The sequence below is a fragment of the Streptomyces sp. NPDC031100 genome, from assembly GCF_055570785.1.
Genome location: NZ_JBVIGN010000016.1, coordinates 1 through 24,023 on the forward strand (window position 1 = coordinate 1; position 24,023 = coordinate 24,023).

The following is a 24,023-nucleotide window of genomic DNA, read 5'->3' on the forward strand; positions in this document are numbered from 1 at the left end:
CGTTCGTCTGGCACGGCTCGATCCGCTCGCCCGAGATCGCCGAGCAGGCCGCGTACTACGGCGACGGCTTCTTCCACAACAACATCTTCTGGCCCAAGGAGCACACCAAGCGGATGGTCGAGCTGTACCGGACCCGGTACGCCCACTACGGGCACGGCACGCCGGAGCAGGCGATCGTGGGCCTGGGCGGCCAGGTGTTCATGCGCCCCAACTCGCAGGACGCCATCCGCGAGTTCCGGCCGTACTTCGACAACGCGCCGGTGTACGGGCACGGGCCGTCGCTGGAGGACTTCACCGAGCAGACCCCGTTGACGGTGGGCTCCCCGCAGCAGGTGATCGAGAAGACCCTGTCCTTCCGCGAGTACGCCGGCGACTACCAGCGTCAGCTGTTCCTGACGGACCACGCGGGGCTGCCGCTGAAGACCGTGCTGGAGCAGATCGACATGCTGGGCGAGGAGGTCGTACCGGTGCTGCGGAAGGAGTTCGCGAACGGCCGTCCGGCCCATGTGCCGGGGGCCCCGACCCACGACTCCCTGCTGGCCGAGAACGAGGTGACCGCCGCATGAAGCTCGTCGTCGTGTCCGCGGGGCTGAGCGTCCCGTCCTCCACCCGGCTGCTGGCCGACCGGCTCGCCGCCGCCGTGGACCGTCAGGCGCCGGTGGACCTCCAGGTGGTCGAACTGCGTGACCTCGCGGTCGAGATCGCGCAGAACTTCACCAACGGGTTCCCCGGGCGGAAGCTGGCGGCGGCGCTGGACGCGGTGACGCAGGCGGACGGGCTGATCGCCGTCACGCCCGTGTTCACCGCGTCGTACAGCGGGCTGTTCAAGTCGTTCTTCGACGTGCTGGACAAGGACGCCCTGGCCGGGAAGCCGGTCCTGATCGCCGCGACGGGCGGTACGGCCCGGCACTCGCTGGTCCTCGAGCACGCACTGCGTCCGCTCTTCGCCCACCTCCGGGCCGTGGTCGTCCCGACCGGCGTCTATGGCGCGTCGGAGGACTGGGGCGCGCAGGGGCTTGCGGAGCGGATCGAGCGGGCCGCCGGGGAGCTGGCCGCGCTGATGAGCGGGCTGTCGGGCGCCCGCCCGAGCCCGGCCGCGGAGGAGCGGCCGGCCCCTGTCGAGGTCGCCGACTTCACCGTGGTCCCCTTCGAGGAGCAGCTCGCCGCACTGCGATCCGCGGGGTGAAAGGACGGTAGGGGCACGCTCCCGGTTGCCCGTGTGACGGTGAGAGCCGGGTAAAAAGGGTGATCGTAGGCCCGCTCGCCCCGGCCGAACCGCCGGCGGCCTTGGCAGACTGGGGACGTGCCCCAGACTGTGCTGCTCGCCGAAGACGACCGCGCCATCCGTCATGCCCTGGAGCGGGCCCTGACCCTGGAGGGGTACGAGGTCACGGCGGTCTCCGACGGAGTCGAAGCCCTGGCGCAGGCGCACACGACCCCGCCGGACGTCCTCGTGCTCGATGTGATGATGCCGGGCATCGACGGACTCCAGGTCTGCCGGGTGCTGCGGGCCGAGGGCGACCGCACCCCGATCCTCATGCTCACCGCCCTGGTGGAGACCGCCGACCGGATCGCGGGCCTGGACGCCGGCGCCGACGACTACGTGGTCAAGCCGTTCGACGTGGAAGAGGTCTTCGCACGGCTGCGGGCCCTGCTGCGGCGCACCAGCCCGGTGCCCGCCGGCGGTGGCAGTGCGGCTGCCGGCGGCGACGGCGGGCGGGAGGTGCAGGTCTCCGACCGGCAGCTGGAGGCCGCCGGGATCAGGATGGACCTGCAGGCCCGCCGGGCCTGGCGCGGCAAGCGCGAACTGGAGCTGACCCGCACCGAGTTCGAGCTGCTGGAGCTGCTCGTGCGCAACGCGGGCATCGTGCTCGACCATTCGACGATCTACGACCGCATCTGGGGCTACGACTTCGGACCCGGCTCCAAGAACCTCGCGGTGTACGTCGGCTACCTGCGCCGCAAGCTGGACGAGCCCGGCGCCCCCCAGTTGATCCACACCGTGCGGGGCGTGGGTTACGTGCTGCGGGAGGACTAATGGGCCGCCGCTGGCGGCCCCCGGCCGGGCCCCGGCCCCGGCTGGTGTCGCTGCGCACCACCTTCGCGGTGTCCTTCGCGGCCGTCGCCGCGGCCGTGACCATGCTCGTCGGCATCCTGTCGTACGGCTCCGCCGCCCGCCTGGTCCGGGTCGACCAGCAGTCGGTGTTCACGCAGGTCGTGCAGGACGTGCAGGACGAGGTGCGGCAGCACGCGATGGTCCCCGAGGACTTCTCCTCCTCCCGCCCCGGACACGATCTGGTCCGGCCGGCCCGGACCGATGTGCAGGTGCTCGGCGCGCAGGGGCAGATCGTCGACCACGGCAGCCCGGTGCTGCCCGTCACCGCCGGGGACAAGGCCGTGGCCACCGCGCCGGCGGCCGGCCGGGTGGTCCAGCACAAGGACGTCCGGGTCGACCAGGACCTGTTCCGCGTCGCCACCGTCTCGCTCGGCCGCGGCAAGGGCGCCGTGCAGGTCGCCCAGGAGTTCAGCGACACCGAGGACCTGCTGCGGGCGCTGCAGCAGCGGACGCTGATGCTGATGGCGGCGGTCGTGGTCGCCGCAGGACTGTTCGGCTGGTGGCTGGCGCGCCGGATCACCCGGCGCCTGGTGATCCTCACCTCCGCCGCCGAGGACGTGGCCCGCACCCGGCAGCTGGGCATCGAGGTGCCCGTCGCGGGCCTGGACGAGGTGGGCCGGCTGGGTCGCGCCTTCGACCGGATGCTGGGCCGGCTCGCCCAGTCGGAGGAGGACCAGCGCCGGCTGGTCCAGGACGCCGGACACGAGCTGCGGACACCGCTGACCTCACTGCGGACGAACATCTCCCTGCTGCGCCGCATCGACGAGCTGCCGCCCGCGACCCGGGAGGAACTTGTCGCCGACCTCACCCAGGAGGCCCGCGAGCTGACCGACCTGGTCAACGAGCTGGTCGACCTCGCCGCGGGGCAGTCCGACAGCGAGCCGCCGCAGCGGGTGGACCTCGCCGACATCGCCGAGGACGTGCTGGGGCTGGCCAAGCGTCGTACGGGCCGGGAGATCGTGCTCCGCACCAGCGGCGACACACGCACCGACGGGCGGCCCGCGATGCTGCAGCGGGCCCTGTCCAACCTGGTGGAGAACGCGGCGAAGTTCGACCGCGACGGCACGGCGCCCATCGAGATCAACATCACCGGGCCCGCGCGGCCGGGCACGGTCCGCGTCGAGGTCCTCGACCGGGGGCCGGGCATCGCCGAGGGCGATCTGATCCGCATCTTCGACCGCTTCTACCGGGCCGCCGACGCCCGGTCCCAGCCGGGGTCGGGGCTCGGCCTGTCCATCGTCCGCGAGGTCGCCATGGCGCATGGCGGGGCACCCTTCGCCTACCGGCGGGAAGGGGGCGGGTCGGTGATCGGGTTCACGTTGGGCGGCGGGATCGTCGGCGGCGGGGGCTGAGCTGGTGGGGATGCTGTTCGGGGCGGCCTCCGTGGGGCGGGAGCGCCGTCGGCGGCCTTCGGTCGTCCGGGATCTGGTCCCGACGCGGGCCGTGGGGTGATGATCGGCACAGAGAACGCACCCTAGGCGGGGAGTCGCCGTGCTCAGTGACCAGGAGGCTGCCGCCCTCGCGCAGCTCGACGAGGGTGACGTCGGGCGGATGCTGCTGGAGTTGATCTCGGTTCCGAGCGTGACCGGGAGTGCGGCCGAGTCGGAGATCCAGCATCTGCTCGCCGGATGGCTGGAGCGGCTCGGGCTGGACGTCGATCTGTGGTCCATGGATCTGGCCGGGCTGCGCGCCGACCCGGGGTTTCCCGGCGCGGAGGCCGCCCGGGACGAGGCGTGGGGGCTCGTCGGGTACACGGCCCAGGGGGGCGACGGGCCCACGCTCGTCCTTCAGGGGCACGTGGACGTCGTACCGCCCGGGGATCCGGGGGCCTGGGACGGGGATCCGTTCGTGCCGCGGGTGGTCGGCGATGTCGTGTACGGGCGTGGGGCCTGTGACATGAAGGCGGGGCTCGTCGCGCATCTGGCGGCGCTCGCGGCCGTCGGGGCGGCCGGGATCCGGTTGCGCGGGCGCGTCGCCGTGCACTTCGTCGTGGGGGAGGAGGACGGTGGGCTCGGTGCCTTCGGGACCCTGCGGCGCGGGCACACCGGGGACGCCTGTGTGATCACCGAGCCGACCGCCGGGACCCTGATCACCGCCAACGCCGGCGCCCTCACCTTCCGGCTCACCGTCCCCGGCAAGGCCGCCCACGCCAGTTCCCGGGACGCCGGGGTCAGTGCGATCGACGCGTATGTGCCGCTGCACCGGGCGCTGGCCGAGCTGGAGAGCGAGCGGAACCGGGATCCGTCCGCACTCATGGCCGAGTACCCGATTCCCTACGCACTCTCCGTCGGCACCCTGCGCGCCGGTGACTGGGCCAGCAGCGTGCCCGGCCTGCTGGTCGCGGAGGGGCGGCTCGGGGTGCGGCTGGGCGAGGAACCGGCCGCCGCTCGTGCTCAGTTCGAGCGGTGTGTGGCCGAGGCCTGCGCCGGTGATCCCTGGCTGCGGGACCATCCGGCGACCGTGAGCTGGCCGGGCGGGCAGTTCGCCGGTGGACGCCTCCCGGAGGGACATCCGCTGCGGGACGAGGTGCGCGACGCCTGCACGGACGCCAACGGCTGGGCCGCCCGGCCCCGGGAGCGCGGGGCGCCCTACGGGAGCGACCTGCGGCTGTACGCCGGGGCCGGGATCCCGACCCTGCAGTACGGGCCGGGGGACGTACGGGTCGCGCACAGTCCGCGGGAGTGTGTGTCCCTTCCCGAGGTGGTGGAGGTGGCGCGGACCCTGGTGCTCACGGTGCTGCGGACGGCCGGGGTGAAGTGAGGTCCGGGCCGGCCTGCTGCCTGCGGCGGGTGAAGGCCGGCAGGGCGGGCGGGGTGAGGAAGCCCTCCGCACGGGCGCTGGCCAGGCCGATCCTCGGGATGTCGCTGCTCTTGGCGAAGAGCAGGAAGCGTGGCTCCCAGACCGGGCGGTACTTGGCGTTGGCGCGGTAGAGGGACTCGATCTGCCACCAGCGTGAGAAGAAGGTGAGGATCGAGCGCCACAGGCGCAGCACCGGGCCGGCGCCGAGTCGGGAGCCGCGTTCGAAGACCGAGCGGAACATGGCGAAGTTCAGGGACACCCGGCGGACGTTCAGTTCGTCGGCCCGGAGCAGCAGCTCTACGACCATGTACTCCATCAGGCCGTTCTCGCAGGCGCGGTCGCGGCGCATCAGGTCCAGGGAGAGACCGTGTTCGCCCCAGGGGACGAAGCTGAGCAGGGCCCGGGGCACGTCGTCCGCGTCCCGGCACTCCAGCATCACGCAGCGGCCGTCGCCGGGGTCGCCGAGGCGGCCCAGGGCCATGGAGAAGCCGCGCTCGGTGGCGCCGTCGCGCCAGTGGTCGGCGCGGTCGACGAGGTGGGCCATCTCCTCGTCGGGGATGTCCTCGTGGCGGCGGATGCGGACCGTGTAGCCGGCCCGGCGGACCCGGTTGTGGGCCTGGCGGACCACGCGCATGGCCCGGCCGTCGAGGGTGAAGTCGGCGAGGTCGACGAGCGCCTCGTCCCCGAGTTCGAGGGCGTCCAGGCCGTGGCGGGCGTAGATCGTGCCCGCCTCCTCGCTCGCGCCCATGACGGCCGGAGTCCAGGCGTGCCGACGGGCCTCGGCCAGCCAGGCGTCGATGGCGCCGGGCCAGGCCTCGGGGTCGCCGATGGGGTCCCCGGAGGCCAGGCTGACGCCGCCGACGACGCGGTAGGTGACGGCCGCCTTGCCGCTGGGGGAGAAGATGACGGCCTTGTCGCGGCGCAGGGCGAAGTAGCCGAGGGAGTCGCGGTCGCCGTGCTTGGCGAGGAGGCAGCGGAGCTTGTCCTCGTCCTCCGCGGCCAGCAGGCAGGCGCCGCGGGGGGCGCGGAAGCAGGCGTACAGCACCAGGAGGAAGGTCGCCGCGATCAGGATGTTGACGATCACGTCCGCCCAGCGGGGGGCGTCGACGGCGTCGACGCGGTCGGCGAGCGGGCCGACGCTGATGCCGCGCAGCAGGGTGTAGGCGATCTCGTCCGTGAGGGTGGCGCCGGGGAGCTTGTTGGTCGCGTGCACCAGCAGGGTGCCGAGCACGCCGCTGACCAGTGCGCCGCCGGTGCCGACGGCGAGGGCGAGGCGCGGGTTGGAGCGGTCGCCGATGGCGTCGAACTCGCGCCGGCCGAGCAGCAGGGCGGCCACGAACAGGCCGGTCAGGCCGGCGGAGAGCCAGTTGAAGAGGTGCTCGCGGTACGGGTCGCGGGTGAGGGCGAGGACGTAGAGGCCGAAGAGCGGGCCGGCCAGGAGGAGGTTGAAGACCCAGGCGGCGCGTTTGCGGCGGCGCATCACGAGTGCGAGGAAGAGGGCGAGGGCCGCCGAGACCAGGCCGGCGGTGGCCAGGTACGGCGTGAAGTACGCGCCCGCGTTGTGCTCGTGCACCTCCTCGCGGAACGGCAGCGAGAGGACCGCGGCGATGTTGAGCACGGCCTGCAGGCGCAGGTACCACACGGTGGCCGCCGCCGCCCGCTTCCGCAGCCGGTTGTCGCCGGTGGGCATGAAGGCGGGCAGGAAGGGGATGCGGGGGCGCGGGTCGCGCTGAGCGGGAACCTGTGGGGAGATCAGGGTCGACTGTCGTGCGGGCATGGTGACGGGCACCTTGGGGAAGGGGACGGGGCAAACGCTGACCCTACAGCTTGTAGGACTGCGTGGACACCGATGTGCACATACCTGGTGCACAGGGTCTCATCCCGAGCCCTCTCCGCCGCGCCGGGCCGCCGCCAGTATCCAGGCCAGATTGCCCACCGCCGCCCCGGCCGCCACCACGGCGACGATCACCCCGCCGGTCGCGAGGCCGTCGCTGAACAGATGCGGGCGCCGGTCGAGGCTGTGCAGCCCGAAGCCGCACAGCTCGTACACGCCGACGGCGGCGACGACGAGGCTGCTGACCAGCAGGGTCAGCGTCGGGCCGAGGCTGCGCACCCCGACCTCCGTCGGACTCAGCTCCGGTTCGGTGTCCTGCATGGTGTCCCCCGATGAACAGACGTGTGGCCGTGGGCGGTTGGGAACCTACAATACGTAGGGTCGGGTTAGGGTCGGTGCCATGCGCATCTATCTGAGCGTGGACATGGAAGGCATCACCGGTCTCGTCGACGCCGACGACGTCCAGCCCGGCGGGCGGGACTACGAGCGGGGCCGCTCCATGATGGCGGAGGACGTGAACGCGGCCGTGCGCGGCGCGCTGGCGGCCGGCGCCACGGACATCCTCGTGAACGACGCCCACGGCCCGATGCGCAACCTGCTGCCCGAGGCACTGCACCCGGCCGCCCGCCTGGTGCGCGGCTAGGGCCTGTTGCGAAAGTCCCGTCGTCCGCCCGAAGGGCGGGCCCGGCGGCGTCCGGTGCGTGCTCTCGGCGTGCCGGGTGCAGGCCCTCGTACTGGACGTACTTGGGTCTGTACCTGGTGCGGCGAGAGTGCGTGCCGGGCGTCGCCGGGCAGGCGGGACTTTCGCAACAGGCCCTAGCCCAAGCAGATGGGCATGCTGGAGGGGCTCACCGCCGGGTACGACGCCGCAGTGTGCGTCGGCTACCACTCCCGGGCCGGTGCGCTGGGCGTGCTCAGCCACAGCTTCATGGGCCACGAGATCGAGGACATCTGGCTGGACGGCCGCCCCGTCGGGGAGATCGGCCTCGCCCACGCCACCGCGGCGGCCCTCGGCGTCCCCGTGGTGGCCCTCACGGGTGACGACGCCGCGTGCGCGGAGATGACGGCGTGGGACGCGTCGGTCGGCACCGTCCCCGTGAAGTACGCCCACGACCGGTTCGCGGCCAGGCTGCGTCCGGCGGACGAGGCACGCGAGGCCATCGAGGAAGGCGTCGCACGGGCGCTGACGCGGAGGCCGGCGACCCCGCCGGCCTCCGCCGCCGAGGCGACCCTCGCCGTCCGCTGGCAGTCCGCCTCGGTCGCCTCGACGCTGCTCGGCATACCCGGGGTCACCGCCGACGACAGCCGCACGGTCCGGGCGAGCGCCGGCCTTCCGTCCCTCTACCGGCAGTTCGGCATCTGGATGCGCGTGGCAGCCTCGCTCACCAACCAGCCGCCGTACTGCTAGGGCGCGGGGAGGAGCGCCTCGGCGGCGCTCATGCGTCGCTGTGCAGCAGGCGGTATGCCGCGCCCGTCAGGGCGAGTGCCGTCCAGGCGAGGAAGACCAGCAGGCCGGGCAGGGGCGAGAGGGTGGTGGAGTCGTGGGTCAGGGCGAACAGTGCCCGGCCCGCGGTGCTCGGCAGGTAGGGGCTGATGTCGGCCTGCCAGGAGCTGGGCAGGAGGGAGACCAGGCCGGGGATGAGCATCAGGGTGGCGACCAGGACGGCGATGCCGGCGGCCACCGACCGCAGCAGCGCGCCGAGGGCGGTGCCGATCACGCCGACCAGGCCGAGGTAGAGCCCGGCGCCGAAGAGGCTGCGGACGACTCCCGCGTGGGCCAGGTCCATCGCGGCGGGCGTGCCGGAGAGGATCCCGCTGCCGATCAGGAAGGCGACGAACGCGCCGAGGGTGCCGACGACCAGCGCGACCAGCCCGTACACGGCCGCCTTCGACCACAGGACGGGCAGCCGGCGTGGTACGGCCGCCAGGGTCGAGCGGATCGTGCCGGTGGCGTACTCCCCGGCCGTGACCAGCACACCGAGGACGCCCAGGGCCAGTTGGGCGAAGTTGGTGCCGAAGAGGGACAGGCTCACGGCCGTCGCGCGGGCGAATTCCTGGTCCATGCGAGGCGTGCCGGTCAGGGCCTTGTAGCGGCTCGCGGCGATCAGCCCGAAGACGACGAGGAAGAGCAGTCCGAGGCCGAGGGTGATCCAGGTCGACCGCAGCGACCAGAGTTTGGCCCACTCGGAGGCCAGCACCCGCCGCCCGGTCACGCGGTAGGCGGTGCGGGCCGGTGCGGTGCGGGGTGCGTCGGCGGCGGCGGTGAGGGTGCGGGTGCTCATGCGGTCCTCCCGGCGGTCTCGGGGATCTCGATGCCGGTCGCGCAGCCGTGGTACTCGACGGCGTCCCGGGTCAGGTCCATGAACGCCTCCTCCAGGGAGACGGTCCGCGCGGTCAGCTCGAACAGCGGGATCCCGTGCTCGGCGGCCTTCAGCCCGATCTCACGGGCGGTCACCCCCGTCACCTGCAGCTCCTCGGAGCCGACGCGGCCGGTGATCTCGACGCCGGGCCCGGCCAGCAGCTCCCGCAGCCGTACCGGGTCCCGGGTCGCCACCTTCACCGTGTGGCCGCCCGCCGCACGGACCAGGTCGCGCACGGTGGTGTCGGCCAGCAGCCGCCCCCGTCCCACGACGATCAGGTGGTCCGCCACCAGCGCGACCTCGCTCATCAGGTGGGAGGAGACGAACACCGTCCGGCCCTCCGCGGCGAGCGAGGTCAGCAGGGTGCGGATCCACCGCACGCCCTCCGGGTCCAACCCGTTGACCGGCTCGTCCAGCATCACCGTCTGCGGGTCGCCGAGCAGCGCCGCCGCGATGCCGAGCCGCTGGCCCATGCCCAGGGAGAAGGCGCCGGTCCGCTTGTGCGCCACGCTGCCGATCCCGGCCAGCTCGATGACCTCGTCGATCCGGCGGCGCGGAATGCCGTGGGTCAGCGCGAGCGCCCTGAGGTGGTGGTAGGCCGTGCGGCCCGGGTGGACGGACTTGGCCTCCAGGAGCGCCCCGACCTCCTGCAGCGGTGCTCGGTGACGGGAGTAGTGGCGGCCGCCCACGGTGACGGTGCCGCTCGTCGGGGCGTCGAGCCCGACGATCATCCGCATGGTGGTGGACTTCCCGGCGCCGTTGGGCCCCAGGAAGCCGGTCACCGTGCCCGGCTTCACGACGAAGTCCAGCCCGTCGACGGCCGTCTTCTCCCCGTACCTCTTGGTCAGTTCCCGTGCGTCGATCATGAGCGTTGCTTTCTCTCGGACGCTTTCTCTCGGACTCGGGCGTCCGTCGCGTCTGACGCCTCACTCGCAACGCTATGGTCCTCATCGCCCCGATTTCGTGGTATTGGGGGCCGAACGGGGGTGGGGGGAGTCGTACGGGGTTCAGTCCAGCTGCAGCCGGTCCACCAGACCCGCCTCGACGAACGCGGTCACCACGTCCTCCTTCGTCTCCGTGAAGTGGGCCCAGCTGTCGCAGTGGGCCGGGACCACGCGGCGGGCGTCGAGGAGGCGGGCGGCGGTGGCGGCTCCGACGCCGTCGAGGACGAGGAGGGCGTTGTCCAGCACGGGCAGGCGGGGAGCGCCGGCGAAGAGGACGGCGGTGTCGACGGGGGCGTACCGGTCGGCGATCTCCTGGACCAGTTCGAGGGAGGCGTTGTCGCCGCTGACGTAGACGGTCGGCAGGTCGGGGGAGGTCAGGACGAAGCCGGTGACCTCGCCGACGATCGGCTCGGAGCCCTTGGGGCCGTGCAGGCCGGGCGCGGCGGTGACGGTGAGGGTGCCGCCGTCGGGGCGGGGCAGCTCGACGGACTCCCAGGGGGCGAGGGCCCGGGTGGTGCCGCCCAGGCGCTCGGCGGCGCTCGGGGTGGTGAAGGTGCGGGGCACCTCGGCGATGAGGGCGCGTCCGGAGTGGTCGAGGTTGTCGGCGTGCTGGTCGTGGGAGAGCAGGACGACGTCCACGGGGCCGAGTTCGGCCGGGGTGAGGCGGGGCGGTGCCGTCTTGGTCAGGACCCGGCCGCTGGGTGCGGGGTAGTCGCCGGGGGCGTCGAAGGTGGGGTCGGTCAGCAGGCGGAGGCCGCCGTACTCGATGAGGACGGTGGGGCCGCCGAGGACGCGGACGGGCACCTGCTCGCTCGTGGGGTGGGGGGTCGGACCGGCAGCAGCCATGGGAGGCACCTCGAAGATCGTCTCACGGATGGCGAGTTGTCCATCCGTGAAGTGACGTTAGTCCTGTCTCACGGATGGGCGCAAGCCGTACCATGAGACTCATGAAGGGGACCGTGACCGAGGACCTGCTGACCATGCCCCCCGCGCCGGGCGCGGAGCAGTACGCCGCCCTCGACCTCGCCAACAGTGCCGTCGTCGTGCCCGGCGGCCGGGTCGTCGATCTGCTCGGCACGCCCGAGGCGGCGAACCGGTGGCTGGTGGCGCACGGCCTGGCCCCGGCCGATGCGGATCTCCAGGAGAGCTGCGCGGCCCAGCTGCGGGCCCTGCGCGAACGGATCCGTCCGCTGCTCGCCTCCCGCATCGACGGCAGCCCCGCGCCCGCCGACGCCCTGAACGCCCTCAACCACGCGCTCACCCGCGCCCCCGCGGCCGCGCTGCTGCACTGGGACCCCGCACGCGGCCTGTACCGGGCGGCCGCCCACCCCACGACCCAGATCGTGGAGCACGCCCTGGCGGCCCTCGCCGCCGACGCCGCCGAACTGCTCACCGGCCCCGACGCCGACCGCCTGACCGCCTGCGGCTCCGCCCCGTGCAACCGCTACCTGCTCCGGCACGGCCGCCGCCACTGGTGCTCCACCCGCTGCGGCGACCGCGCCCGCGCGGCCCGCGCCTACGCCCGCCGCGCCGCGTCCGCACGGCCGGACTGAACCAACCGAAGCATGGCCACTACACACACGGCTCCTGCACGGAGATGACATGGACCGTTCATCTACGGGCCGTCTACGTCGCCCGGAAGCGACAGCATCCAGCCATTGACTCTCCCCGCGCGGGGACGCCGTTCCCGTACATGTCGCTGCATGTCGCTTGGGGGGCCATACGTGGTGTCCGCGGTAGTGGGGCCCGGCAGACCGGAGCCCAGTGGATCCGAAGATCCCGAAAGACCTGAACGGCCGTTGCCCCGAAGGGCGTTCGCCGCTCGGGGACTCGGGGACCGGATCTTCCGATACCAGTTGACGGCCACCGGTGTCGCTGTCCTCGCCGTCATGGCAGGGGTTGGCCTGTTTCTGCTGCTCCGGGCCGGGCAGGCGCTGCGGGTCAGAGGGTTCCGCTTCCTCACGACCGCCGAATGGCAGCCGGACGTCCACAACTTCGGCATCGCGGCCGTGCTCACCGGGACGCTGCTCATCGCCGCCGTCGCCGTGACCATCTCGGTGCCGCTGGCCGTGGGCACCGCACTGTTCATCTCCGACGTGGCACCGCGCCCGCTGCGCCGCACCCTCGTCACCATGGTCGACCTGATGGCGGCCGTGCCGTCGGTGGTGTACGGGCTGTGGGGGCTGTTCTTCCTCCAGCAGCACGTGATCGGGCTGTCGCGCTGGCTGTCCGACTGGTTCGGCTGGATCCCCTTCCTGAAGGTGGACGGCGCCCAGCCCGGCGAGCCGCTGGCCTCCGAGAGCGTGTACACCGCCTCGACCTTCATCGCCGGGCTCGTCGTGGCCCTGATGGTGGCGCCGATCCAGTGCTCGGTGATGCGCGAGGTGTTCGCGCAGGCCCCGGCCGGTGAACGGGAGGGCGCCTACGCCCTCGGCGCGACCCGCTGGGGGATGATCCGCTCGGTCGTCCTGCCGTACGGCAAGGGCGGGATCATCGGCGGCACCATGCTGGGGCTCGGGCGGGCCCTCGGCGAGACCATCGCCGTCTACCTGATCATCTCGCCCGTCTTCACCATCCAGCCGCACATCCTGCAGACCGGCACGAACTCCGTCTCCTCGCTGATCGCCCTGCACTACGGCGACGCCTCCACCTTCGGCATGTCGGCCCTGATGGCGGCGGGCCTGGCGCTGTTCCTGCTGACCCTGGCGGTCAACTTCACCGCGTCGTCGATCGTGGCCCGCTCCCGGTCCGGCGCCCAGAGCGAGGCCTGAGATGACCGTCGTGGAAGAGAACGCCGTGCGCGACGGCGGCGTCGAAGAGAGCGCAGCAACCCCGCAGGCCGCGGCCGAACTCCCCGATCTGCCCCGCCGGATCGGCGGCCCCACCCGCTCGGGTGTCCTGTCCCTGACCGGCGCCGCCGCCTCCGGACTGTGCACGGCGGTGCTGCTGTTCGGCCAACTCGCCCCGTTCTCCGGCGGGTTGGGCTTCACGGTGACGGCCTACCTCGTCTTCCTCCTGGTCTACGGCGTGCTCACCGGCCTGGAGGAGGACGGGCAGGCGGTCCGGGACCGGGTGATGACCGTCGTGCTGTGGAGCGCGGCCACGCTGCTGTTCGTCGCCCTCGCCCTGGTCGTCGGCTTCACCGCCTGGCGCGGGCGCGAGGCGCTGCCGCACGGCAACTTCTTCACCCAGGACATGCAGGCCGCGGGCCCGCTCGACCCGCTCACCAACGGCGGCATCGCCCACGCCATGCTGGGCACCCTCATCATGATCACCATCGCCCTGGTGATCACGGTCCCGCTGGGCCTGGCCTGTGCGGTGTACCTGAACCAGATACCGGGCCGCTTCTCCCGCTTCGTCCGCACCATCGTCGAGGCGATGACCGCACTCCCGTCGATCGTGGCCGGCCTGATGGTGTACGCCACCTGGATCCTCGGGCTCGGCATGCAGAAGTCGGGTGTCGCGGCGGGATTCGCGATCAGCGTGATGATGCTGCCGATCGTGATCCGGGCGTCGGACGTCGTGCTCCGCCTCGTGCCCGGCACGCTGACCGAGGCGGCGGAGGCGCTGGGCGCCCCGCGCTGGCGCACGGTGTGGCACGTGGTGCTCCCGACCGCCCGCTCGGGCCTCGCCACGGCCGTCATCCTCGGCACCGCCCGCGGCATCGGCGAGACCTCGCCGGTCCTGCTGACCGCCGGCTTCACGGCGTCCCTGAACGCCAACCCCACCGACGGCCCGATGGTCTCCCTGCCGCTCGCCGTCTTCAACTTCGTCAAGTCACCGCAGCCGACGATGATCGCCCGCGGCTTCGGCGCGGCGGCGGTCCTCATGGCCCTGGTGCTGGTCCTGTTCGCGATCGCCCGCGTGATCGGCGGCCGCGGCCCCGGCCACCAGAGCAAGCGCCAGGCGCGCAGAGCGGCCCGGGCGTCCCGCCGGGACGCGGCCAGATTCGCCGAACTCCACGTACCGGGCCTCCAGCTCTTCGAGACCGGCGAGAACAACGAACCCAGGGGCGCGGAGCCGAATCGATCAGCGGCTCCGCCGCGATGGGGGTCCCCCCGCTCGAGCGAAGCCGAGAGTGGGGGAGCGCCCAGCCACCAAGCACCCGCACCCGCCGACGGCGAACAGCCCCCCTCTTCCGCAGGAGACGCGCACTGATGTCCAGCCAAGTCATCAACGCCCTACGACGGCTGGGCATCCTGGCCGCGCTGATAGGCATCCTCACGACCGCCACCCCCGCGTCGGCGGACAGCTACACCCCGATCGCCGGCGCCGGCTCCACCTGGGCGGAGAACGCCGTCGACGAGTGGCGCCGCGCGGTGAACCAGTACGGCATGCGCATCAGCTACGCCGGCACCGGCTCCTCCGACGGCCGCCGCCAGTTCCTCAGCGGCACGGTCGACTTCGCGGTGTCCGACATCCCCTTCCAGACCCACCCGACCGACGGCTCCGCGGCCGAACGCCCGGCACCGGGCAGTTACGCCTACATGCCGATCGTGGCCGGCGGCACCGTCTTCATGTACCACCTGACCGTCAACGGCAAGCGCGTCACCAACCTGCGCCTGTCCGGCGACATCGTCACGAAGATCTTCACCGGGGTCATCAAGACCTGGGACGACCCGGCGATCAAGGCGGACAACCCCGGCCTGCAGCTGCCCCACCGCACGATCGTCCCGGTCGTCCGCTCCGACGGCTCCGGCTCCACCGCCCAGTTCACGCTGTGGATGACCAACCAGCACAAGGCCCTCTGGCAGGCCTACTGCCGCAAGGTCGGCCGTTCCGGCGCCTGCGGCCAGACCTCGAACTACCCGACCAGCCCCGGGATGATCGCCCAGTCCGGCGACCTCGGCGTGGCCGGGTACGTCGCCCAGAACTACGGCGAGGGCGCGATCGGTTACGTCAACTACTCCTACGCGCTCAACGCGCACTATCCGGTCGCCAAGGTCCTCAACCACGCGGGCTACTACACCGAGCCCACCCCGCAGAACGTGGCGGTCTCGCTGCTCAAGGCGCGGATCAACACCGACAAGAGCTCCCCGGACTACCTCACCCAGCAACTCGACGGCGTCTACAACGACTCCGACCGGCGCAACTACCCGCTGTCCAGCTACTCGTACATGATCCTGCCGCTGAAGGTGCGGGGCACCTTCAGCCAGGTCAAGGGCAAGACGCTGGGCGCGTTCTCGTACTACTTCATGTGCCAGGGCCAGCAGCAGGCGCCCGACCTCGGCTACTCCCCGCTGCCGATCAACCTGGTCAAGGCGGGCTTCGAGCAGATCCGCCGGATCCCGGGCGTGCAGGCGCAGAACATCAACATCAAGCGCTGCAACAACCCGACGTTCACCCCGGACGGCCACAACCGGCTCGCCGACACCGCGCCGTACCCGAAGCCCTGCGACAAGAAGGGCGCCCCGCCGTGCACCACGGGCAGCGGCGGCGCCAAGGACGGCAACGGCGGTTCCGGCGGCGGATCCGCGGCGGGCGGTGCGACGGGCGGCGGGGCCTCGGCCACCGGAGGAAACGGTACGGCGGGCACCGGCGGCAGCGGCGGACCGTCCGTCGACCCCGACACCGGCCAGACCCTCGCGCCGGGCGGCAGCTCGGGCGGCGCCTCGGGCGGCACCGGCACGGGGGCCGACAACACCGTGGCCCTCGCCCAGCCGGTCGCCGTCGCCGCCGGCCACGGCTGGACCGCGACACAGACCCTGATGCTGCTCGCCGCGTTCCTGGTGCTCGGGCTGCTCCTGCTGCCCTCGGTCGTCTCCCGCCTGGTCGGCGCCCGCTCGCAGAACGGGCCCCAGGACAGCTTCAAGGACGGTGGTCGGCGATGACCGGCAGACGGCCCGGCCGCATCCGCGGCGCCCTGCTCCGTCTGGTCGCCGGCGCCACCGTGGGAGCCCTCGCGGGCTTCGCGGTCGCCCAGGCGGCACCCTCCGCGACCGCCGCCCCCGCGAACTCGGCGGTCACCGTCTCCGGGCGGGGCGAGTTCAAGAGCATGAAGTTCACCGTCGACCAGACGAGCCACCTCACCAGCCAGGCCGTCAAGGTCTCCTGGAGCGGCGGCACCCCGACCACCTTCGCGGGCACCTGGTTCAACACCGACTTCGTGCAGATCATGCAGTGCTGGGGCGACGACGACCACAGCGTCCCGGACAACCCCGGACCGCCCCGCACCCAGTGCCAGTACGGCGCCTCCCCGACCACCGACCGGGGCAACTGGCCCGGCAACCAGCAGGACGACACGCGCCAGGTCTTCTACAGCGCCGACCCCACCAACTACGGCCAGGACAACAGGTACGGGGCCGCCCAGCCCCCCGGCGTCCCGGGCGAGGTGCCGTTCAAGTCGGTCACCGGCGAGACGATCACCACCAACACCCAGAACAACCGGTTCTTCAACCACAACACCACCAACGAGGTGGACTTCGCCCGCACCGGCGCCGCCGGCAGGGGCGAGGAGTACTTCGAGGTGCAGACCGCCAACGAGGCCCCGCACCTGGGCTGCGGCGCGCCGGTCACCGAGAACGGCGTGACCAGGCCCCGCTCCTGCTGGCTGGTGATCGTCCCGCAGGGCCACCTCGACCTCGACGGAAAGCCGTACGCCGACCACAGCCAGGTCAACGCGGGCTCCCCGGTCTCCTCGACCAACTGGCAGAACCGCATCGCGATCCCGCTGCACTTCAACCAGGTGGGCAGCAACTGCGCGCTGGGCAGCGCCGAGCGCCCCACCACCGGCAGCGAGCTGATCGCCGACGCCGTGACCAGCTGGCAGGCGGCCCTGTGCCCGTCCGGCAAGGTGTACGGCTACACGGAACTCGGCGAGCCCGACACCCGCTCCCGGCTCGGCAACGACGGCACCTTCGGCCTCGGCTTCACCACCCGCGCCCTGGGCGCCGACGAGGGCACCTCGGCGCCGCCCGGTACGACGGCGTACGCGCCCGTGGCCCTGTCCGGAACGGTCATCGGCTTCACCATCGAACGCAGACCCAAGGCCGGAGCACCCGAGGACATCCGCAGGCTCGCGGGCACCAGGGTCGCGTCGATCAAGCTGACGCCCCGGCTGGTCGCCAAGCTGCTCACCGAGTCGTACCGCAACTCCACCTGGGGTTCGGTGCTCGGCGGCAAGGCGGCCCACGGGTACCGCTGGGCGAAGAACAACCCGGCGGGCCTCGCGAGCGACCCCGAGTTCATCTCCCTCAACCCCGAGTTCGCGCAGCTCTCGGTCGCCGAGACCCCGGCCACCGACACCGACCTGCTCACCTCGCTCGGGCACAGCGACTCCGCCCGCGCCGTGTGGCAGTGGATCCTGTCGGACAAGGAGGCCCGGCAGTTCCTGTCCGGCGTCTCCGACGACTGGGGCATGCAGGTCAACCCGTACTACAGCACCAACGCGGAGTGGAACCCCGTCGGTCTCGCCTTCGACCCCACGCACGTCGACGAGTACCCGAAGAGCGACCCCTGGTGCACGGTCCCGCCGGGCACGGATGCTCCCAAGGAAGCCAAACAGTGCATGACCGACTTCCACCCGTACGTCGAGAACATGCACTCCGGCGCCCTGCACACCCGCCGTGCCGACACCCTGTGGAAGTCGACCTGGGACCCGCTGTCCAACCCGCCCGCGTGGCGCAGCCCCGGCCCGCAGACGGTCGGCTCCCGGTTCGTCGTCACCGTCACCGACGCGGCCTCCGCCGCCCGGTACGGCCTGCAGACGGCCAAGCTGCGCAACGCGGCGGGCACGTTCGTCTCCCCGACCACCGGCGCGCTGACCGATGCGGCCAAGAGTGCCTCCGGCAAGGGCGTCGCCGAGATCACCCCGGGCGGCGCCAAGGCGAAGGGCGCCTATCCACTGGCCCAGCTGGTCTACGCGGCCGTACGGCCGGGCTCGCTGAAGGCGGACGCCCGCGCGGACTACGCGGCGCTGCTGCGCTACGCGGCGGGCGCCGGTCAGGTCAGCGGCGCCGACCCGGGCCGCCTGCCCGCCGGTTACGCCCCGCTCTCCCGCACCCTGCGCGACCGCGCGCTGCGGGCGGCCGACGCGATCCTGCACTACAAGGGCGCGCCCTCCACCCACGGTGACTCGACCTCGGGCGGCACCGGCGGCGGCGACACCACCGGCGGCACCGGCGGCGGGTCGGGCGGCACCGGCTCCGGCGGCGGGTCGGGCGCCGGCGGCACGGGCGCGGACGGGGGTCCCAGCGCCTCGCCCAGCGCCCAGCCCTCCTTCGACGGCGGCAAGGCCGTGGCGACCACGGCCGCCGGGAACACGCCCGGCGACCCTGCGAATCCGCTGCGCTATGCCGTACCGGTCGGTGCCGCACTCGGCGCCTTCGCCGGTGTCGGCGCGCCCTTCGCGGGCGGCGGCCAGCTCCGGCTGCCCCTGCGGCTGCCGCTGCCCGGCGGCCGCACGGTGACCGTCGTCCCCGCCTTCACCCTCCCGGAGTGGCTGCGCAGGCGGCTGCCCTGAGGCCCTGAGACCGGGGCGCCCGCACCGGGCGCCCCGCACAGACGGCCGCCCGCCCCGAAAGGCAGTCGGGGCGGACGGCCCGTACCACCCTGCCAGATCCCTTCTCCCGCACCCACGCACTACCTCAGGAGACTCTCGATGCGCAGAACGCGCTCTACGGCGGCGCTCGTCGCTGCCGCCGTGGTGGCCGGCGGCCTGGCTCTGGCGAGCCCCGCATACGCCGACCCCACCCCCGCCGGAACCTTCCGCCAGCTGGTCGGCGTGGGCTCCGACACCACCCAGGACGTCCTCAACGCCCTGGCCGGTGACACCGTCAACGGCAAGAGCTACACCGCCACGGCCGTGAAGTCGGCGTCCGGCGCGGGCATCGCCTCCTACGACGCGATCGAGCCCGGCACCGGCTCCACCAGCTCGAACATCGCCACCCGCTCCGGCGGCCCGGCCTTCCTGCGCCCCAATGGCTCCGGCAAGGGCCGCCTGGCCCTGAGCGAGTCCCTGACCGGTGACAAGTACCCGGACTCCTCCGGTGTCTCCATCAAGGGCCAGGTCTCCTTCGCCCGCTCCTCCAGCGGCCCGTCCACCTCCGGCACCGCGCTCACCTACATCCCGTTCGCCCGGGACGCGGTCGGTGTCGCGGTCAAGGGCTCGGCGCTGAACAGCCTGACGGTGGACCAGCTGCACGACATCTACTCCGGCTCGCTCACCTCGGTGAACGGCCAGACCGTGCACCCGAAGATCCCGCAGAGCGGCTCGGGCACCCGCAAGTTCTTCCTGTCGGCGATCGGCCTCACGGACGCCACGATCTCCCCGAACATCCCGACCGTCCAGGAGAACCAGGGCAACAGCGCGCTGACCGAGGACGGTGCCCTGGTGCCGTTCTCCGTGGGCAGCTGGATCGCCCAGAACAACGACGTCGCCCCCGACTACAGCAAGACCGCGGCGGCGGCCGGCGGTCACCTGGCGGCCGTGCAGCTGCCCGGCGACGCCGGCGCCACCAGCCCGGTGACGACGGTCAACGGCAAGCTCTCCCCGGTCAACGCCTACTACGAGAACGCCACCTTCGGCCGTGACGTCTACAACGTCGTGCCCTCCCGGGCGATCGACCCGACCAGCATCTTCTTCGACAAGGACCTCTACGACGTCTTCGTGACCAGCGGCAGCCACAGCGCCGCGCTGGCCTCGGACGCCGCCGAGGGCGTCATCTCCGCCTTCGGCTTCGTCAACGAGTCGTACAACGGCTCGGTCAGCGTGGCCAAGCACGCCAAGCTGGGCGGCCTGGAGGAGTCGGGCATCGACACCTCGACGCCCTCCGCGCCGACCGGCCTGAAGGCCACCCCGGGCGACGCGTCCCTGAAGCTGTCCTGGACCGCCCCGGCGCCCACCGGTCTGCCGCTCACCGACTACCGGGTCACGCTGACCGGCTCGGACGGCGCCGTCGTGGCCGTCAAGGACATTCCGGCCGGCTCCACCTCGTACACCTTCACGAACCTGGCCAACGGCAGCTACACCGCCTCGGTCGCCGGCGCCAACCTCAACGGCCAGGGCTCGCCCGCCACGTGGTCCGGCTCGGTCAAGTTCGCCAGCACCACCACGGCGACCGCCGCCACCACCGCGTACGGCAGGACCCCGAAGGTCGTCGTCACCGTCAAGGGCTCGCACAGCGTGGCCCCGACCGGCAAGGTCACGGTGAAGGAGGGCTCCACCGTCCTCGGCACCGGCACCCTGGACGCCTCCGGCAAGGTCACCATCGGCCTGTCGAACCACCTCAAGGTCGCCACGCACACGCTGTCCGTCTCCTACGCGGGCAGCGCCAAGCTCAACGCGTCCTCGACGACGGTCTCGCTGAAGATCACCAAGGCGACGGCGTCCGTCAGCTCCACCGCGCCGTCCTCGGTCAGCCACACGGCGCGGGCCAAGGTCACCGTGAAGGTCGCCGCGACCGGCACCACGCCGACCGGCACCGTGCGCATCTACGAGGGCACCAAGGTGATCGCCACCGGCACGCTGAGCGGCGGCAAGGTGACCATCACCCTGCCGAAGCTGAGCCGCGGCAACCACACGCTGCACGCCTTCTACGCGGGCTCCTCGACGGTGAACGCCAAGAGCGGCCCGAACTTCACCATCAAGTCCACCTGACCCACCCGGCTGCCGGGGAGACCCGCCCCGTCTCCCCGGCAGCCCCCCTACGACCACCGAAGGAGGCGGGCCGCCGTGACCGTCGCCGTACCGACCACGCTCGCACCGGCCGCACCGGCCGCATCGTGCACCCGTGTCCGCGGCGTCACCGCCGTCCGCCACCTGGCCCGCGGCGGCCTGCTCAGCCTCGCCGCCCTGCTGCTCGGCATCACCGTCCAGCTGCTGCTGGTCAGCGGCATCCAGGAGCACAGCGCGCAGCACGCCGCGTTCGACGAGCTGCGCGAGCAACTCGCCCTGGGCACGGCCCCGGTGTCCCAGACCGACCAGCAGGGCAAGCTGCTGGCGCCGGGCACCCCGGTCGCGCTCATCGGCGTACCGAAGCTCGGTCTGAGCGAGGTGGTGCTCGAGGGCACCGACTCCGCCGTCATGACCGACGGCCCCGGTCACCGCCGGGACACCCCGCTGCCCGGGCAGGCCGGGACCAGCGTCCTGATGGGCCGGGCGGCCGCGTACGGCGGCCCGTTCGGACACCTGGCCGACCTCGCCGCGGGCGACACGTTCACCGTGACCACCGGTCAGGGCAGGGCCGAGTACCGGGTGTCCGGCGTCCGCCGGGCCGGCGACCCGGCGCCCACCCCGCCGGCCGCGGGCAAGGGCCGGCTGGTGCTGGTCACCGCGACCGGCCCGCACTTCATGCCGGGCGGCGTCCTGCGCGTCGACGCCGACCTCGTCTCCGCCGCCTTCCAGACCCCGCCGGCCGTGATCCGCTCCGGCACGCTGCCCGGGTCCGAGGAGCCGCTGGCGCGCCCCTCCGGGCTGCCGTGGCCGCTGGTGATGTGGCTTCAGGCGCTGCTCCTGACCGCGGTCGCCGCGGTGTGGGCGTGGCACCGCTGGGGCCGCCACCAGACGTGGATCGTCTTCGCGCCGGTCGTCGCGGTGCTGGGCCTCCAGGTCGCCACGCGCACCACCGAGCTGCTCCCGAACCTGCTGTAACCCCTTCCGACCCGAGGTGCCCACCATGACGATCGACACCGCCGACACCGCGGACACCGCCGTACTGCCCGTCACGGCCGCTTCCCCCTTCGCCGCGCCCGCCGCCCTGGAGGCCCGCGCGGTCTCGGCCTGGTTCGGCAGCCACCAGGTGCTCAGCCGGGTCTCGCTGACCATGCCCGCGGGCCGGGTGACCGCCCTGATCGGCCCCTCCGGCTGCGGCAAGTCGACGTTCCTGCGCACCCTCAACCGCATGCACGAGCTGATCCCGAGCGCGGCCTTCGGCGGCGAGGTGCTCTTCGACGGCGAGGACATCTACGCCCCCGAGCGCCGGCTGACCGACGCCCGCCGCCGGATCGGCATGGTCTTCCAGAAGCCCAACCCGTTCCCCGCGATGTCGATCTACGACAACGTGGTGGCGGGCCTGAAGCTGACGGGCACGCGCGTGAGCCGCCGGGAGAAGGACGAGCTGGTGGAGGAGTCGCTGACCCGGGCGGGCCTGTGGAAGGAGGTCCGCGACCGCCTCCGGCAGCCCGGCGGCGCGCTCTCCGGCGGCCAGCAGCAGCGCCTGTGCATCGCCCGCGCCCTGGCCGTACGCCCCCGCGTCCTGCTCATGGACGAGCCGTGCTCGGCGCTCGACCCGACCTCCACCCGCCGGGTCGAGGAGACGATCCACGAACTCGCGGGCCAGGTCACGATCGTGATCGTCACCCACAACATGCAGCAGGCAGCCCGCGTCTCCGACCAGTGCGCCTTCTTCCTCGCCGAGCAGGGCACCCCCGGCGGGATCGTCGAGCACGGCGCGACCGAGCAGATGTTCAACTCTCCGGCGGACCAGCGGACGGCGGACTACGTGGCGGGCCGCTTCGGCTGAGGCGCGGCCGCGGTCGCTTCGGGCGGGAGATTCCCTTCAGGCGGGAGATTCACCCGAACGGAGTCACCTGATCGGCCCCGGCCGAAGACCGGAGCAGCCCGGGCGCGGCGGGCCGGACAGTGCGCGCGGTCTTCCGTGGTATCAGGACCGGCCGGTTCTCGCCGGGCGCCGTCGAGAACGCGGTCGGATAGTGGTGCCGGAACGACGTCCCGACGGCTCTGCCCCCGTACAGGAGGCTCCATGCGCGCTTCACGGTCGCTGGTCGCGCTCACCGGCATCGCGCTGCTCGGCATCGCGCTGACCGCCTGCCAGGATCAGGCGTCCGGCACGATCGTGGCGCGCAACGGTGTCAAGCCGGTGCAGACCCTGTCGAATCCGCCGACCCACGGGTGCCACCGTTTCCGCGAGGGCGTGACCCACGTCGACAACTTCACGCTGAGCAACATGCTCCTGTACACGACACCCGACTGCACCGTGCCGCCCGGCGGGGCGAGCGTCTATCTGGACATGGGGTCGTCGGACGAGGTGGTCAGGGCCACCGGTCCGTGGCGCAGTTTCTCGTTCGCCCCCGAGTGAGGCCGGTGACCCCAAGGGCTCACCGTGGCCCGGGTCAGGACTCCGACGGCGGCCGGACCCCGAGGACGTCGAGCATCGCCCGGGTGGCGGGGCTGGGGTTGAACCGGCTCCAGACCAGATACTCGAGGCGATGCGGTCCGTCGACCACCGGGACCAGCGCCAGGCCGGGGTCGTCGGCGGCCAGCGGCCGGATGAACGCCGACGGCAGCAGCGCGACGCCGAGCCCGCGCGCGATCAGCCGCGTGATCAGCTCGACGACCCCGGCCTCGTACGCCACGTCGCGCACCAGTCCCGCGGCCGCGAACGCCTGATCGGACTGGGCCCGGGCGGGCGTCCCGGCCACGAAATCCACGAACGTCTCCCCGGCGATCTCCTCCAGCGTGACCTGCGCAGCACCCGCCAGCCGGTGCCCGGCCGGCACCACCAGCACATGTGCGTCATGGTCGAGCACGACGGTCTCCACACCGGAGGGCCGCTCGCCCTCCGGCAGGCCGAGGAAGGCGATGTCCAGGTCGCCGCCGCGGACCGCCTGCGCCAGCTCGTCGCTGCGCCCGGAACGGAGCAGGACGCGGACCTCCGGGTGCTGGGCGCGGTACCGCTGGAGCAACTCGGGTACGTCGACGGCAGCCGTGGTCACGATCACGCCGACGGCGAGCCGGCCGCGTACGACGCCGGTCGCCGCGGCGGCGTCGGCGGCCGCGCGGTCGGCAGCGGCCAGGCACTCGCGCGCGCCGACGACAAACGCCTCTCCTGCGCTGGTCAGTTCGACGCGGCGGCTGGAGCGGGCGAACAGCTTGACCCCGAGCTCCCGCTCCAGGCTCGCGATCCGGTGACTGAGTGACGACTGCACCACGAAACAGCGCTCCGCCGCGCGCGTGAAGTTGCGGGTTTCGGCGACGGCGACGACGTAGCGCATCTGCTGGAGATCCACAC

Annotated in this window: 20 protein-coding genes and 2 pseudogenes; 16 read left to right on the forward strand and 6 right to left on the reverse strand. The window is 72.6% G+C overall.

Features of this window, described 5'->3' with window-relative positions; all coding sequences use genetic code 11:
* The 5 genes from ACZ5DS_RS35185 to ACZ5DS_RS35205 all read left to right on the forward strand — a co-directional run.
* Window positions 1-566 (forward strand): LLM class flavin-dependent oxidoreductase (locus tag ACZ5DS_RS35185; RefSeq protein ID WP_468246736.1); only part of this gene is annotated, 566 nt, incomplete at its 5' end.
* A complete protein-coding gene (locus ACZ5DS_RS35190; protein WP_468246738.1) occupies window positions 563-1,186 on the forward strand; it encodes an FMN reductase in 624 nt (207 codons plus the stop codon). The genes ACZ5DS_RS35185 and ACZ5DS_RS35190, both read left to right, overlap by 4 nt.
* Window positions 1,187-1,303: 117 nt before the next feature.
* The gene (locus ACZ5DS_RS35195; RefSeq protein ID WP_468246740.1) at window positions 1,304-2,038 is read left to right on the forward strand and encodes a response regulator transcription factor; all 735 of its coding nucleotides are present in this window, start codon (window positions 1,304-1,306) and stop codon (window positions 2,036-2,038) included.
* On the forward strand, window positions 2,038-3,468 hold the full coding sequence (locus ACZ5DS_RS35200) for a sensor histidine kinase (RefSeq protein ID WP_468246742.1): 1,431 nt from the start codon (window positions 2,038-2,040) through the stop codon (window positions 3,466-3,468). Before ACZ5DS_RS35195 ends, ACZ5DS_RS35200 begins: the two co-directional genes overlap by 1 nt.
* A 139-nt stretch (window positions 3,469-3,607) precedes the next feature.
* Window positions 3,608-4,876: an ArgE/DapE family deacylase gene (locus ACZ5DS_RS35205; RefSeq protein ID WP_468246744.1), complete on the forward strand. Its 1,269-nt coding sequence runs from the start codon at window positions 3,608-3,610 to the stop codon at window positions 4,874-4,876.
* Here ACZ5DS_RS35205 and ACZ5DS_RS35210 read toward each other — a convergent pair.
* Together ACZ5DS_RS35210 and ACZ5DS_RS35215 are read right to left on the reverse strand one after the other, a co-directional pair.
* Window positions 4,845-6,692, reverse strand: coding sequence for a phosphatidylglycerol lysyltransferase domain-containing protein (locus ACZ5DS_RS35210; protein WP_468246746.1), 1,848 nt, complete (start codon window positions 6,690-6,692; stop codon window positions 4,845-4,847). The two genes, ACZ5DS_RS35205 and ACZ5DS_RS35210, sit on opposite strands and share 32 nt — an antisense overlap.
* A 99-nt stretch (window positions 6,693-6,791) precedes the next feature.
* A complete protein-coding gene (locus ACZ5DS_RS35215; RefSeq protein WP_468246747.1) occupies window positions 6,792-7,070 on the reverse strand; it encodes a hypothetical protein in 279 nt (92 codons plus the stop codon).
* Between the two features lie 79 nt (window positions 7,071-7,149).
* Between ACZ5DS_RS35215 and ACZ5DS_RS35220 the strand changes: the two are divergent.
* Window positions 7,150-7,393, forward strand: a pseudogene (locus tag ACZ5DS_RS35220) (M55 family metallopeptidase); the annotation flags it as partial.
* A 176-nt stretch (window positions 7,394-7,569) separates the two neighbouring features.
* Window positions 7,570-8,157: pseudogene (locus ACZ5DS_RS35225) on the forward strand (M55 family metallopeptidase); the annotation flags it as partial.
* Between the two features lie 28 nt (window positions 8,158-8,185).
* Here the strand turns inward: ACZ5DS_RS35225 and ACZ5DS_RS35230 are convergent.
* The 3 genes from ACZ5DS_RS35230 to ACZ5DS_RS35240 all read right to left on the reverse strand — a co-directional run bounded on the left by ACZ5DS_RS35230 (window position 8,186) and on the right by ACZ5DS_RS35240 (window position 10,899).
* Window positions 8,186-9,031, reverse strand: coding sequence for an ABC transporter permease (locus ACZ5DS_RS35230; RefSeq protein WP_468246750.1), 846 nt, complete (start codon window positions 9,029-9,031; stop codon window positions 8,186-8,188).
* Window positions 9,028-9,975, reverse strand: a complete 948-nt coding sequence (locus ACZ5DS_RS35235; RefSeq protein ID WP_468246752.1) for an ATP-binding cassette domain-containing protein — start codon at window positions 9,973-9,975, stop codon at window positions 9,028-9,030. The genes ACZ5DS_RS35230 and ACZ5DS_RS35235 overlap by 4 nt, the downstream gene beginning before the upstream one ends.
* Before the next feature lie 141 nt (window positions 9,976-10,116).
* A complete protein-coding gene (locus tag ACZ5DS_RS35240) occupies window positions 10,117-10,899 on the reverse strand; it encodes an MBL fold metallo-hydrolase (RefSeq protein ID WP_468246755.1) in 783 nt (260 codons plus the stop codon).
* 92 nt (window positions 10,900-10,991) lie between these two features.
* Here ACZ5DS_RS35240 and ACZ5DS_RS35245 point away from each other — a divergent pair, with 92 nt between their 5' ends.
* From ACZ5DS_RS35245 to ACZ5DS_RS35285, 9 genes are all read left to right on the forward strand, one after another.
* On the forward strand, window positions 10,992-11,606 hold the full coding sequence (locus tag ACZ5DS_RS35245; RefSeq protein ID WP_468246757.1) for a CGNR zinc finger domain-containing protein: 615 nt from the start codon (window positions 10,992-10,994) through the stop codon (window positions 11,604-11,606).
* Between the two features lie 150 nt (window positions 11,607-11,756).
* Window positions 11,757-12,824, forward strand: a complete 1,068-nt coding sequence (pstC, locus tag ACZ5DS_RS35250) for a phosphate ABC transporter permease subunit PstC (protein ID WP_468246759.1) — start codon at window positions 11,757-11,759, stop codon at window positions 12,822-12,824.
* Window position 12,825: 1 nt separating this feature from the next.
* On the forward strand, window positions 12,826-14,211 hold the full coding sequence (pstA, locus tag ACZ5DS_RS35255; RefSeq protein ID WP_468246762.1) for a phosphate ABC transporter permease PstA: 1,386 nt from the start codon (window positions 12,826-12,828) through the stop codon (window positions 14,209-14,211).
* Complete coding sequence (gene pstS / locus ACZ5DS_RS35260) at window positions 14,211-15,884, forward strand: phosphate ABC transporter substrate-binding protein PstS (protein WP_468246764.1); 1,674 nt, start codon at window positions 14,211-14,213, stop codon at window positions 15,882-15,884. Before pstA ends, pstS begins: the two co-directional genes overlap by 1 nt.
* The gene (locus ACZ5DS_RS35265) at window positions 15,881-18,514 is read left to right on the forward strand and encodes a hypothetical protein (protein WP_468246767.1); all 2,634 of its coding nucleotides are present in this window, start codon (window positions 15,881-15,883) and stop codon (window positions 18,512-18,514) included. Before pstS ends, ACZ5DS_RS35265 begins: the two co-directional genes overlap by 4 nt.
* A 138-nt stretch (window positions 18,515-18,652) precedes the next feature.
* Window positions 18,653-20,650 carry an Ig-like domain repeat protein gene (locus ACZ5DS_RS35270; RefSeq protein WP_468246768.1) on the forward strand — a complete coding sequence of 666 codons (1,998 nt, stop codon included), beginning with the start codon at window positions 18,653-18,655 and terminating at the stop codon, window positions 20,648-20,650.
* A 75-nt stretch (window positions 20,651-20,725) separates the two neighbouring features.
* Window positions 20,726-21,643, forward strand: a complete 918-nt coding sequence (locus ACZ5DS_RS35275; protein WP_468246771.1) for a sortase — start codon at window positions 20,726-20,728, stop codon at window positions 21,641-21,643.
* Between the two features lie 25 nt (window positions 21,644-21,668).
* A complete protein-coding gene (gene pstB / locus ACZ5DS_RS35280) occupies window positions 21,669-22,514 on the forward strand; it encodes a phosphate ABC transporter ATP-binding protein PstB (protein ID WP_468246774.1) in 846 nt (281 codons plus the stop codon).
* Between the two features lie 240 nt (window positions 22,515-22,754).
* The gene (locus tag ACZ5DS_RS35285) at window positions 22,755-23,090 is read left to right on the forward strand and encodes a hypothetical protein (protein WP_468246777.1); all 336 of its coding nucleotides are present in this window, start codon (window positions 22,755-22,757) and stop codon (window positions 23,088-23,090) included.
* A 34-nt stretch (window positions 23,091-23,124) separates the two neighbouring features.
* Here ACZ5DS_RS35285 and ACZ5DS_RS35290 read toward each other — a convergent pair whose 3' ends face one another.
* The gene (locus tag ACZ5DS_RS35290) at window positions 23,125-24,021 is read right to left on the reverse strand and encodes a LysR family transcriptional regulator (RefSeq protein WP_468247159.1); all 897 of its coding nucleotides are present in this window, start codon (window positions 24,019-24,021) and stop codon (window positions 23,125-23,127) included.
* Window positions 24,022-24,023 lie beyond the last annotated feature (2 nt).